The 12,667-nt window shown below is 35.2% G+C and carries 15 protein-coding genes; 9 read left to right on the plus strand and 6 right to left on the minus strand.

What is annotated here, in order from left to right; all coding sequences use genetic code 11:
• Window positions 1–4 precede the first annotated feature (4 nt).
• The 6 genes from ACQVD9_RS05120 (at window position 5) to ACQVD9_RS05145 (ending at window position 5,747) form a co-directional block, all read left to right on the plus strand.
• Entirely contained in the window at window positions 5–346 is a 342-nt protein-coding gene (locus tag ACQVD9_RS05120) for a hypothetical protein (RefSeq protein ID WP_264747781.1), read from the plus strand.
• Between the two features lie 81 nt (window positions 347–427).
• The gene (locus ACQVD9_RS05125) at window positions 428–2,770 is read left to right on the plus strand and encodes a Tex family protein (RefSeq protein ID WP_264747782.1); all 2,343 of its coding nucleotides are present in this window, start codon (window positions 428–430) and stop codon (window positions 2,768–2,770) included.
• A 58-nt stretch (window positions 2,771–2,828) separates the two neighbouring features.
• A complete protein-coding gene (locus ACQVD9_RS05130) occupies window positions 2,829–3,395 on the plus strand; it encodes a hypothetical protein (RefSeq protein WP_264747783.1) in 567 nt (188 codons plus the stop codon).
• Between the two features lie 108 nt (window positions 3,396–3,503).
• Window positions 3,504–3,848, plus strand: a complete 345-nt coding sequence (locus ACQVD9_RS05135; protein ID WP_264747784.1) for a 7(1) septoil knot domain-containing protein — start codon at window positions 3,504–3,506, stop codon at window positions 3,846–3,848.
• 187 nt (window positions 3,849–4,035) lie between these two features.
• The gene (gene tehB, locus ACQVD9_RS05140; protein WP_264747785.1) at window positions 4,036–4,890 is read left to right on the plus strand and encodes an SAM-dependent methyltransferase TehB; all 855 of its coding nucleotides are present in this window, start codon (window positions 4,036–4,038) and stop codon (window positions 4,888–4,890) included.
• Window positions 4,891–4,910: 20 nt separating this feature from the next.
• On the plus strand, window positions 4,911–5,747 hold the full coding sequence (locus ACQVD9_RS05145) for a M23 family metallopeptidase (RefSeq protein ID WP_264747786.1): 837 nt from the start codon (window positions 4,911–4,913) through the stop codon (window positions 5,745–5,747).
• Here ACQVD9_RS05145 and ACQVD9_RS05150 read toward each other — a convergent pair.
• The 4 genes from ACQVD9_RS05150 to ACQVD9_RS05165 form a co-directional block, all read right to left on the minus strand.
• Window positions 5,744–6,307, minus strand: a complete 564-nt coding sequence (locus ACQVD9_RS05150; protein WP_264747787.1) for a hypothetical protein — start codon at window positions 6,305–6,307, stop codon at window positions 5,744–5,746. The genes ACQVD9_RS05145 and ACQVD9_RS05150 overlap by 4 nt on opposite strands.
• Window positions 6,308–6,316: 9 nt before the next feature.
• Window positions 6,317–6,901 carry a Fe-S biogenesis protein NfuA gene (gene nfuA / locus ACQVD9_RS05155; protein ID WP_264747788.1) on the minus strand — a complete coding sequence of 195 codons (585 nt, stop codon included), beginning with the start codon at window positions 6,899–6,901 and terminating at the stop codon, window positions 6,317–6,319.
• A gap of 81 nt (window positions 6,902–6,982) precedes the next feature.
• Window positions 6,983–7,741 (minus strand): sulfite exporter TauE/SafE family protein, encoded by a 759-nt coding sequence (locus ACQVD9_RS05160; protein ID WP_264747789.1) that lies wholly within the window; start codon window positions 7,739–7,741, stop codon window positions 6,983–6,985.
• Window positions 7,742–8,034: 293 nt separating this feature from the next.
• Window positions 8,035–8,889, minus strand: a complete 855-nt coding sequence (locus ACQVD9_RS05165) for a sulfurtransferase (RefSeq protein ID WP_264747790.1) — start codon at window positions 8,887–8,889, stop codon at window positions 8,035–8,037.
• A 350-nt stretch (window positions 8,890–9,239) separates the two neighbouring features.
• On the opposite strand from ACQVD9_RS05165, the gene glnK reads away from it, so the two are divergent.
• The 3 genes from glnK to ACQVD9_RS05180 all read left to right on the plus strand — a co-directional run bounded on the left by glnK (window position 9,240) and on the right by ACQVD9_RS05180 (window position 11,362).
• Complete coding sequence (glnK, locus tag ACQVD9_RS05170) at window positions 9,240–9,578, plus strand: P-II family nitrogen regulator (protein WP_201094173.1); 339 nt, start codon at window positions 9,240–9,242, stop codon at window positions 9,576–9,578.
• Between the two features lie 53 nt (window positions 9,579–9,631).
• Window positions 9,632–10,927 (plus strand): ammonium transporter, encoded by a 1,296-nt coding sequence (locus ACQVD9_RS05175; RefSeq protein ID WP_413774187.1) that lies wholly within the window; start codon window positions 9,632–9,634, stop codon window positions 10,925–10,927.
• A gap of 150 nt (window positions 10,928–11,077) precedes the next feature.
• Window positions 11,078–11,362: a hypothetical protein gene (locus ACQVD9_RS05180; protein ID WP_264747792.1), complete on the plus strand. Its 285-nt coding sequence runs from the start codon at window positions 11,078–11,080 to the stop codon at window positions 11,360–11,362.
• 51 nt (window positions 11,363–11,413) lie between these two features.
• Here the strand turns inward: ACQVD9_RS05180 and rpiA are convergent, their stop codons facing one another.
• Both rpiA and ACQVD9_RS05190 read right to left on the minus strand, forming a co-directional pair.
• Window positions 11,414–12,088 (minus strand): ribose-5-phosphate isomerase RpiA, encoded by a 675-nt coding sequence (rpiA, locus tag ACQVD9_RS05185; RefSeq protein ID WP_264747793.1) that lies wholly within the window; start codon window positions 12,086–12,088, stop codon window positions 11,414–11,416.
• A 91-nt stretch (window positions 12,089–12,179) separates the two neighbouring features.
• A complete protein-coding gene (locus ACQVD9_RS05190; RefSeq protein WP_264747794.1) occupies window positions 12,180–12,635 on the minus strand; it encodes an OsmC family peroxiredoxin in 456 nt (151 codons plus the stop codon).
• Between the last annotated feature and the right edge of the window lie 32 nt (window positions 12,636–12,667).

The raw sequence follows: 12,667 nt of genomic DNA on the forward strand, positions 1-12,667 counted from the left end.
ATTATTGTCTGGGTGCATTATTCCTACTGAAGAAAAATACCGAGTTAAGGTAAATGGTTGGGTGAATGCAGCATCAGTAGATCTTATTAGAGATTGGGGGCCACCACAGCAAATATTTGAGATGAATGGTCATAAGTTTCTAGTCTATACAACATATGATGAAACAGTCATTCAAGGAGATGATCCTGTTTATGAAACTAAGGTTGAAGATAATAAGGTTTCTAGAACTGTACATAGAGGTACTCCTGATAGGATATATAAACATCATTGTAAAACAACTTTTGAAGTCTTTGAGGACCGTGTTGTAGGTGTAAATTTCCAGGGTAATGATTGTTCCTCTTATTAAAGTATAAATTGTTATTGTTAACACTGAAGGTTGCTATACTAGCGACCTTTTGTTTTGATGGTTTGTTATTGTTGAGAATTTATGAATAGTATAAATAATCGTATTGCTGAAGAATTATCTTTATTGCCTTCTGGTAAGGTATCTCCTAATCAAGTAGCTGCTGCGGTGGCTTTATTAGATGAAGGAGCAACGGTTCCTTTTATTGCTCGTTATCGTAAAGAAGTAACAGGCAGTTTAGATGATACACAATTACGGTTATTAGAAGAAAGATTGCGTTATTTAAGGGAGTTAGATGAGCGTCGAGCCACTATTTTAGCTAGCATTGAAGAACAGGGTAAATTAACCCCAGAATTAAAAACAGAAATTGAGCAGGCAGACACTAAAACCCGCCTAGAAGATTTATACCTACCTTATAAACCAAAACGTCGTACCAAAGGGCAAATTGCTATCGAAGCAGGTTTAGAACCACTCGCTGATTTATTATTTAATGAGCCAAGTAGAGATCCAGAAACAGAAGCTGCTAATTTTATCAATGTGGACAAAGGTGTAGCTGATATTAAAGCAGCATTAGATGGTGCAAAATATATTTTAATGGAGCGTTTTTCTGAAGATGCTAACCTATTAGAAAAATTACGTCACTTTATGAAGCAAGAGGCTACTTTAGCTGCGCGTGTTATTGAAGGTAAAGAGCAAGAGGGAGCTAAATTTAGTGATTATTTTGAACATAATGAACCTCTAAAAACTACGCCTTCTCATCGTGCACTGGCTATTTTCCGTGGTCGTAATGAAGGTATTTTATCTGCTTCATTGATCGTAGGGGATGAGGAAACTAAAAGTCATCCTTGTGAGGCAATGATAGCTGATTGGTTCAATATTAAAGATCAAGGCCGAGCAGCAGATAAATGGTTATCTGAGGTAGTGCGTTGGACATGGAAAGTTAAGCTTTATAATCATATAGAAACAGATTTATTAGGTGAATTAAGAGAAAAAGCAGAAGATGAGGCGATAAGTGTATTTGCCCGTAATCTGCATGACCTATTACTTGCTGCACCAGCAGGCCCAAGAGCAACATTGGGTTTAGACCCTGGTTTAAGAACGGGTGTTAAAGTGGCTGTGGTAGATGCTACAGGTAAATTATTAGAGACAGGTACTATTTATCCTCATGCTCCGAGAAATGATTGGGATGGCAGTATTAATGCTTTAGCAAAACTATGTGCTAAACATAATGTGGATTTAATTGCGATTGGTAATGGTACAGCAAGCCGTGAAACAGATAAGTTAGCAGCAGAGCTTATTAAAAAATATGCTACCTTAAAAATGACTAAAATTATGGTGAGCGAAGCAGGTGCTTCTGTTTATTCTGCTTCTGAATTAGCGGCTAAAGAATTTCCAGAGCTTGATGTATCATTAAGGGGAGCAGTATCTATTGCCCGTCGCTTACAAGATCCATTAGCAGAATTGGTAAAAATTGATCCTAAGTCTATTGGTGTTGGTCAGTATCAACATGATGTATCACAACTTAAACTAGCGCGCTCATTAGATGCGGTAGTAGAGGACTGTGTAAACGCAGTGGGTGTAGATGTAAATACTGCTTCTTCTGCTTTATTAGCACGTATCTCTGGTTTAAATACGACTATTGCCCAAAATATTGTAAGTTATCGCGATAGTAATGGTGCTTTTAAAACGCGTAATGAGCTAAAAAAGGTGAGCCGTCTAGGTGAAAAAACCTTTGAACAAGCCGCTGGTTTCTTGCGTGTAATGAGTGGGACTAATCCGCTTGATTCATCAGCCGTGCATCCTGAAGCTTATCCTGTAGTGGAACGTATTGCTAAAGAAACAAGTAAGGATATTCGCTCTCTAATTGGTGATTCTACTTTCTTAAAACAATTAGACCCAAGCAAATTTACTGATGAAACCTTTGGTTTGCCAACCGTAACAGATATTTTAAAAGAATTAGATAAACCAGGTCGTGATCCTCGTCCAGAATTCAAAACAGCTGAATTCCAAGAAGGGGTGGAAACGTTAAAAGACCTTAAATTAGGTATGATCTTAGAAGGTGTTGTAACGAATGTGACTAACTTTGGGGCATTTGTGGATATTGGGGTTCATCAAGATGGCCTAGTACATATCAGCGCCTTGTCGGAGAATTTTGTAAAAGATCCTTATCAGGTAGTAAAGGCAGGCGATGTTGTTAAAGTTAAAGTAATGGAAGTGGATATTCCTCGTAATCGAGTAGGGTTGTCTATGCGTTTAGGTGATACACCAGGTGAGAAAATAGAAGGTGTTGCTGGCAATAATAGACAAGCTCATAGAGGTGGTAATAATAAACCTCATCAACCACAGGCACCTAAGGCAAGTACTCCACCACCTAACAATGCAATGGCTGCTTTATTTGCAAATGCTAAGCAATTGAAGAAAAAATAGATTATTTGAAAAGCTTATTTGGCAATAAGCTTTTCTAGAGATTAAAGGGATTAATTACATGGAAGAAGGTCTAGCATTAGTATTTCTTACGCTATTTGCAATCATTCTAATTGGAGTAATCATCTCATTGAAACTTGTTGTTTTTTCATTAGTGATGTTAAAAAACTCATTAGTACAGAAAAAACCCTTATACAAAAGTGATGATTTAATTGTTATTTGTTATATTTTCTTTGCCTATACGTTGATTTTATTTTTTAAGAATGGCGAGTTTATAAAATCTTTATTAGCAATAGTTTATTTTATTGGAGCATTAATCTTACTTAGCAAGAAAAGTTTTAATACAAATGCAATAATTGTATTCTTACTCACAGTAGCTTGTGTTTTTTTTATAAGTAGTTTAATCATTCCAGACTATCATATAAAAACGGATACAGTTGAGGGTGAAGTTTTTCAAAGACTACTGTTAGCGGAAGTGATGATGACAATACTGGTAGCTATTTGTACAGTATTTTTATTTAATATTGAAACTAAAATTAGATTTATTATTTATAGTATTGTTTATACTGCAATAGTGTATGTAGTTTGTGTATTACTTTTAATCTTTGCATATCACTATTATAAATAATATAAAATGTTGTAATAATATTTAGCTGATTTAACTAGTTATTCAAACTTTGAAAGAGTATTTTAATTAAATAGTTAGAAGTTTCCTTTATTAAACTAAGGTTAAGTAATGAAAAAATTATTCTTATTAAGTGGCTTAATGGTTTTATTCGCTAGTTTTGCTAATTATACATTGGCAGAGGGAATAGATAAGGAACGCTGCACATTTAAAGGTATTCCTCTCTACGGTAATGTTAAAATAGTAGACAGTAATGCAGATATTACTGTACAGAGAGTTGAAATGTCCGCAGATTTGGATGTGAAATTAAATGATTTGCCTGCCAATTGTGGAGAGTGGAATTTTGTTGATCAAGAGGCAGATTTTACTATTGAATATGTACCTGAAGGAGCAGACTTCAAGATTAGAGAAGTTGATATTGAACCTGGAATTAGTAAGCAAAATAGTAATGAATAATTAACTAAAGCCTATTTATATTAAATAGGTTTTTTTTATTATTAAAATAAAACAATAAGTTAGATTTACTTTAATTTTTATATGCGTTTAATCAATAGTATAGTTGATCCCAATATCCTACAATAATAGTCAACTATTATCTAAATAGTTATTCTATTTAGTTATGTATTAATACGTAGAGGAAGTGATGGAAGAATTAGTTTGTTATAAAAAAATGCCTGTTTGGACAAATACTACCTTACCAGAAGGCTTTAAAGAAAAGCACAATACTCAACAAGGAACATGGGCAAAATTAGTTATTTTGCAGGGCTCATTAGAGTTTGCCATGTTAACAGAGCAAGGCGATATAATTGAGCAATTTAGTTTTTCTGTTGCTAATCAGCCTCCTTTTATAGAACCTCAACAATGGCATAAGATAGTGAGTTGTTCAGATGATTTAGAATGCCAATTAGGATTTTATTGTAAAGCAGAAGATTATACGCATAAAAAATATGATTTAACTAAAACCCATTCAGAGGTTTTAGAAGCAGTAAAAATAGTTAAACCCTGTAAAGCATTAGATTTAGGTTGTGGTGGTGGTAGAAACTCTTTGTTCCTCCATTTACTAGGGTTTGATGTTACCTCCGTAGATCAAAATATTGAGCGTTTACAAGAGGTGGTAACTAAAGAAAATATACAAGGTATCAAGGTAGCTCCTTATAATATTAACGAAGCTACAATCACTGACAATTATGGTTTTATTCTTTCTACTGTGGTTCTAATGTTTTTAGAACGGGATCGAATTCCTGCTATTATTCAGAATATGCAACAACACACTGATATAGGTGGTTATAATTTAATTGTTTCGGCGATGTCTACAGAGGATTTTCCTTGCCCAGTCTCATTTTCTTTTACCTTTAAAGAAAATGAATTAAAAGAGTATTACCAAGGTTGGGAAATTATTAAATATAATGAGAATGTAGGCGAGCTACATAGAAAAGATGAAAATGGTCAACGAATCAAATTACGTTTTGCTACGTTATTGGCCAAGAAAATAAATTAAAGCATAAGTATTAGAGTAAGATGATTAGAATTATTGTATTTATTAACACGTTATTATTAGCAACTGTTTGCCATGCAGAGGGTTTTATAACAAGATTGTTAAATAAACCCGTGCAAGGTGGTGTGGCTGTTGTAGCCTTAGATAAAGAGACGACTAAGCCTAGTGTTTATTATAAAGATAAGCCAGTATTGGTGATTCATGAAGATAATAAACAATGGATCGCTGTGGTTGGGATTCCTTTAACTACCAAAGCAGGTACTGAAAGTATTATGGTTAAAGGACAACAAGGTAGTTATACAGCTAATTTTACAGTAGCTCATAAAGATTATCGTGAACAACATATTAAGTTAAAGAATAAACAGCAAGTTAATCCTGATCAGCAGAATCAACAACGGATAGCTAAAGAGTTGAAATTACAATTAGCAGCCTATCAACAGTTTTCCAATCGAATTCCTAGCAATGTAATGTTTGATCTACCCGTTACAGGTAGGTTATCTAGCCCTTTTGGCTTAAGACGTTTCTTTAATGGTGAGGAACGTAATCCCCATTCTGGTTTAGATTTGGCTGTACCACAAGGAACACCTATTAAAGCGCCTGCTGATGGGGAAATTATTTTAATGGGTGATTATTTCTTTAATGGTAAAACACTCTTTATCGATCATGGACAAGGTTTAATCAGCATGTTCTGCCATTTGTCAGCTATTGATGTAAAGCTTGGGCAACAGGTTAAAAGGGGGGAGGTAGTAGCTAAAGTAGGTGCTACAGGAAGGGCGACAGGACCACACTTACACTGGAATGTGAGCCTAAATGATGCCCGTGTTGATCCTGCTATTTTTATTGGTAAGTTTCAGTATTAGAGGTAGTATTTTTCAGTTAATTGTCTAACGCCACTATGTAGTGCTTTTATATTCTCATAATAAGTTTTTCGGTATTGATCTTGAAGGTTAGGTCGTTGATCTTGATTTTCATTGTAAAACAATGTTGAATCTTCTGGATTCATACTTATAAAGTTAAAAACTTGATTCCGAATATATTCAATCACAATATCATTGCTATTTAACATATCATTTAAGACGATATTATAACGATACAAGTTTTCTGCATAAGTAATAACTTTTAATAGGTAATCTTCTTTATTTTCAATACCTAATAAATGTGAGCCTTTAAATGGTTTCAGTGCAAAAAAAGGTAATTGGTAGATAGAGCAAAGTCTATCAATTAATTCGTGTAAAAAAAATTGCCTTTTTAAACAATTAGGATCTTTTGCAAATTCCCAAATAAGCTCAATAGTACAAATGCTACCTATTTCATAATCAAACAAATCACCACTATCATCATCTTCAATGAATTGATCAACAGCTTCATCTAAATCAGTGCCATAAGCCCATTTTCTAATGACATTTTCATCAAAATGCATATATTATTCCTAATAGTAAGCATTTTCTTTATTGCTATGATCGGTTACATCTCTAACAGCAGTAAGTTCAGGAATACGTTCAAGTAGTGTCTTCTCAACACCTTCTTTAAGGGTAGTATCAACCATACCACAACCTTGGCAACCACCGCCAAACTGTAAAATAGCCACATTACCATCTACAATATCGATTAGGCTGATATGTCCACCGTGACTAGCGAGTCCAGGGTTAATTTCTGTTTGCAAATAATATTCAACGCGCTGGTTAAGCGGACTGCTATCATCAATCATAGGTACTTTAGAGTTTGGTGCTTTAATCGTTAATTGACCGCCCATACGATCTTCAGCAAAATCTACTACCGCATCTTCTAAAAAGGGCTCACTAACTGCATCTATCCATGCAGTAAATTTAGCTAAACCAAGTACCCTATCCGAAGGATCTTCCTCACCAGGACGACAATAAGAAATACATGTTTCTGCTTGTGGAGTACCTGGTTGGGTAATAAACACCCTAATACCCACATCTTTATGGTCTTGTTTAGCAAGTAAGCTGGCCAAATAATCTTGCGCCGCTTCTGTAATATTAATACTAGACATAATGACTCCTAAGTTATTGTGTTTAGTTTACGCTACTATAAGGTTTTTATAAAGTCCTAGTGTTTTAGTAGGAATAATTTTTTACTTAATTAATAATAAGAGGCCACAAACTAATAAAAAGCAGCCATATAATATTTTTAATAATTTGGGGGGGAGGGCATAGGCTAATCTCACACCAAAGCCAACGCTGGTTAATCCACCCAATGCGAGGGGTATGCCTACGGCCCAATTAACTTGTCCATGCAGTAAATACATAAATAATGAAGCCAGTAAGCTAGGTAGTGCTAGCGATAAAGCAAGGCTTTGTGCAATTAATTGAGCTAGACCAAAGACTAAAGTAAGCACAGGTGTTGCTATTGCACCTGCGCCTACTGCAAAAATACCACCTAAAAATCCACAAGTCCCACCCAAGACGATAAACCAGATAAATCCATAGGCTGATTCTTTACTTCCTAAAACTGTTTTTTTACGGAATAAGGCATGTGATATTGAGTAAATAGCTAAACAAAACATAAAGATTGCAAATATATTTTGTAATTTATTAGCTTGCAAAGTGAGTGCCACATAAGCACCTAGAAATGATAAGAAGAAACTAGGGATACTTAAAGAAAGCGCATAACGTATATTAATTTTATCGCGCTTATGATAGTTACGAAGAGATAAAATTACATTAGGAACCACCATAATCAGCGCAGTACCTTGTGCCATTTGTTGATCGAAGCCAAAGAAGATAACTAACAATGGAATAACCAGTAAACCACCGCCAATGCCAAATAAGGCACCTAAAAAGCCTACGAATGCACCAAGGAAAAAGTAAAGAAGGAAGGAAGTTAGCAACATTGTTATTTGTTAAATAAAAGTAGGATAATGTGTTTTGGTAATTATAAATAAAAATTACTGTTTTAGCTTGGAAAATAAAGAACTAAATAAGTTGCATAATTAAAACAGAAACTATGCTTTTTATACGAAATTCAGTTGTAATGGTTAATTCTATAAAGATCGTTGGTTATTAGTTTTGATATTAAAAACGCCACTACTAGAAAATAATTTGAGTAAATAAGATATGACCCACAAGTTATTTTAATGTATTTGCTTGTGGGTTATATAGCATTTTTATCTAATAGATAGTGAAACTAATCACCCACTGCAACAGGGTGTTTGGGATCAGTAATCCATTCACTCCAAGAGCCTGCATAAAGGGGAATTAATGGATAGCCAGCGAGGCATAAGGCAAATAAGTTATGACAAGCTGAAACCCCAGAACCACAATAAGCAATCACTTTATCAATAGGTTTATTATTAATTAATATTTGAAAACGCTCTTGTAGCTTGGGAATAGTTAAAAAGAAACCATTACTATCTAAGTTTTCCATAAAATTAGCACAGGTGGCACCAGGTATATGACCTGCTACAGGATCCATTGGTTCTACTTCACCTCGAAAACGAGGTAGTGCTCGAGCATCTAATAGAGTTAGTTGATCATCACCTAACTTATTTGCTAAATCATTAGCATTAATTAATAATGAGTTATCTGGTTGGCCTATAAAGTTACCAATATGTACTGGCGTTTTATCACTGGTAATAGGTAATCCTGCTTCTTGCCATGCTTTAAAGCCACCATCTAATAGGAATACATTATCCCTTTTCCCTAGCCAAACCAGTGTCCACCACATTTTTGTAGCAAAAGGGCTTGGTCCATTGTCATAAATAACGACTTTACTGTCATTATTTAAACCACATTGTGCTAGTTTTTCTATGAGTAGATTAGTATCTGGTAAAGGATGACGACTTGTTTTTCCTTTAATAACTGGGCTAGAGAGGTCTTTATCTAAATCAATAAAAACGGCATTAGGAATATGGCCTGTTTGATAGGATTGCTCGCCATAGCTTGTGTCTTCAAGTGAAAATCGGCAGTCAAAAATAATTAGATCTTTATCATTTAAATGGTTAGCTAGTTTTTCACAATTGATAAGTTGAGCAAGAGCCATGGTATTTCTCCTATGATTTTCTTTATTAGTAATATACCTATTCACAATAAATAGATCACTGAAAATTTTTAGTTTACATAATGACGCACCAAAATAAATAGTTTTGATTCTTTATATTGCACCAAGAAGATGCAATATTTATCGGTGATTGTAGAAAATTATTAATAATCAATATCTTGCAAATTGTCTGAGGATTATTTTTTGTTGGCAAGCTTTCTGCAATAGACCAATTAACAAGTAACTTTTACTTCGTTTTTAATTTTTTATGTACTAAACAAGTGCTTATATAGGATAAACTGTACAACGGGGTTTCTCTCCTGTACGGATTATCTAGCCAGAGGAGAGTTTGAATGAAATTAGTAACTGCGATTATTAAGCCATTCAAGTTAGATGATGTAAGAGAATCACTATCTGAGATTGGTGTCCAAGGTATTACTGTTACTGAGGTAAAGGGCTTTGGTCGTCAAAAAGGCCATACTGAACTTTACCGTGGTGCAGAATATGTGGTTGATTTTTTACCGAAGGTAAAAATTGAAATAGGTGTTGCTGATGACCAGCTGGATGCTGTGATTGAAGCAATTAGTAAAGCTGCCAACACAGGCAAAATCGGTGATGGCAAGATTTTTGTAACAGCTTTAGAGCAAGCCATTCGCATCAGAACTGGTGAAACAGATAATGATGCTATCTAAGTAATTGTCAGTGCAGGAGAAACCCCATGTTATCTTTCCGTAAATTACTCGGGATGGCTTGCCTATTGTCGCTAGCTACCCCTTTCACTATGGCACAAGAAACTGCAAAACTTGATAGTGGCGATACAGCTTGGATGCTTATTTCAACGGCACTTGTTCTTTTTATGACTATTCCTGGTCTTGCCTTATTTTATGGCGGTATGGTACGTGCTAAAAATATTTTATCAGTGATGATGCAATCATTTGCTGTGACAGCATTGGTTACCATTCTATGGTTTATTTATGGCTATAGTATCGCCTTTAGTACGACAGGAATGGAGGCAGGTGTAACTAATCTCAATTCTTTTGTAGGCAGTTTAGATAATTTATTCTTAAAGCAATTAGGCCATGATAGTTTAAATGGTACTTATCCAGAAAGTGTTTGGATTACTTTTCAATTAACCTTTGCCATATTAACGCCTGTACTTATCGTCGGTGCTTTTGCGGAACGAATGAAGTTTTCTGCGATGTTAGTGTTTATGGGATGTTGGTTTACCTTAGTGTATGCGCCTATTGCCCATATGGTATGGGGTGGTGATGGTGGTCTTATGCATGAGTGGGGTGTGATTGATTTTGCTGGCGGAACAGTGGTACATATTAATGCAGGTGTTGCTGGGTTAGTGGCTTGTTTAATGTTGGGTAAACGTAAGGGATATCCATCATCAGCAATGGCGCCCCATAACCTACCATTTACTTTAGTCGGTGCTGCGATGTTATGGTTTGGTTGGTTTGGTTTTAATGCTGGCTCAGCAGGTGCAGCAGACGCTTCAGCAGGTATGGCAATGTTAGTTACACAAATTGCTACAGCAGCAGCGGCATTAGCTTGGATGTCTTGTGAATGGATTATTCATGGTAAACCAAGTGCCTTAGGTATTGCTTCAGGGGTAGTAGCTGGATTAGTCGCTATTACTCCAGCAGCCGGTACAGCAGGGCCAGCAGGTGCCTTAGTGATTGGCCTTGCTTCTGGTGTTGTTTGTTTCTTCTGTGCCACTACTTTGAAACGTAAATTAGGTTATGATGACTCCTTAGATGCTTTTGGGGTACACGGTGTAGGTGGTATTGTAGGCGCTATCTTAACAGGTGTGTTTGCAGCCCCAATATTAGGTGGTTTTGATGCTGGTGTTACTAATATTACACATCAAGTATGGATACAAACATTAAGTGTCATTGTCACTGTTACTTACACAGCTATTGTTACATTCATTATTTTATTTATTATTAATAAATTAATGGGATTACGTGTAACAGAGGAAGAAGAAGTTATAGGTTTAGATCTTTCATCTCATAATGAACGTGGTTATAATCTCTAATAGTTAACACATGATGTGTAAAAACGCCCAGTATTCGCTGGGCGTTTCTATTTCAGGAAATTATTTTATAGAAAATTAAACTATTTTATTGAAGAAATGACTAAAATTATTTTATATTATTAGAAACTTTATGTGATTAATGGGGTGCTTATGATTGATGATGATTTAGAACAAGAAAATGATGATGATATTGAAGAGCAGGATGATGAAGGTGTAGACGCTTATAATGGCCCTGATAGTGATGAGCCAGAAGATATTAATGAGCAAGATGAGATACCTACAACAAATAAAAAGATAGGTAAGCCAGTAACTGAAGAGGAAGAGTTGCCTAATATAGAGGCAAAGCAAAAAGATCGTGATGCCTTAGAGCGCGCTATGCAAGAGTTTCTTGCTAAAGGCGGCAAGATACAAACATTGGATTCTGAGAACAAATAAAAAAATCACATTGCTTGCTATGGGGCAACATAGCAAGCAATGATAGCAAGACTATGGTGTTAGCAATTGAACACCTTTATCTTGTGTACCTAAGAATAATAAATCAGCAGGTCTTTTAACAAATAAGCCGTTACAAACAACACCTGTAATATTATTAAGTTTTACTTCTAGATCTTTAGCTTTGTTAATAGCTAGGTTATGTACATCAAGAATTACATTACCGTTATCCGTGACAAAACCTTCACGATAAATAGGATCACCACCTAATTTAACAATCTCTCTAGCCACATAGCTGCGTGCCATTGGAATAACTTCAATAGGAAGAGGGAAGGCGCCTAGTGTGTCTACAAATTTACTTTCGTCAGCGATACAAATAAAGTTTTTTGCAACTGCGGCGATAATTTTTTCACGGGTTAATGCACCACCACCACCTTTAATTAATTCAAGGTATCTATTAACTTCATCTGCTCCATCAATATAAAACTCTAATTCCGCAACACTGTTTAGATCATAAACGGGTATGCCATGTTTCTTTAATCGTTGTGCCGATTGTTCTGAACTAGCAACAGCTCCATCAAAATCCATTTTGTGATTAGCCAGTAAATCAATGAAATAGTTAGTAGTAGAACCTGTTCCAATACCAATAATGCTTTTACTTTGTAATTTAGGCATCAGGTGGGACATGGCAGTTTGAGCAGCAGCTTGTTTTAATTGATTTTGTTGCATGGTAGTAGCCTTCTGTCAGTGAGGTTTTTAAGCATTATAGCAGATAACCATCATTTTATAGGTAGTAGATATCTTAATATCTTGCAAATGTTTAGTTGTTAATTTGGGTATATAGTTTAATTAGTGAAATTAATTCGTAATCCACACTAATTTCGGCTTTTAATAATTTACTTACGGGGCATGTTTCAGAAGCATTTACTGCCATTTCAGCAAATTGTTCTTTACTTATACTAGGTATTCTAGCCTTTACAGTTAAGTGAGAGTGAGTCATTGATGATGAATCAAAATCTATGGTTACCTCTGCACTGGTTTCAATATAGTTAGCAATTAGGCCAGCTTCTTCGAGTAACTCTGTTAACATTAAAGTAAAACAGTCTGCATGGGCAGCTGCAATTAACTCAGCAGGGTTGGTAGCTTTTCTTTGACCATCATCAAAATGTGATATAAATGAGTAAGGCGTATTTTTTATTTGTTTGCTTTGTGTAGTGGTTACACCTTTTCCTTCAGCTCTTGATCCTTCCCATATGGCAGTAGCAGACTGTTTCATATTTTAGTTTCCTAAATTTTTAGAAGTATCTT

The sequence above is a fragment of the Entomomonas sp. E7T21 genome (genome assembly GCF_058693955.1).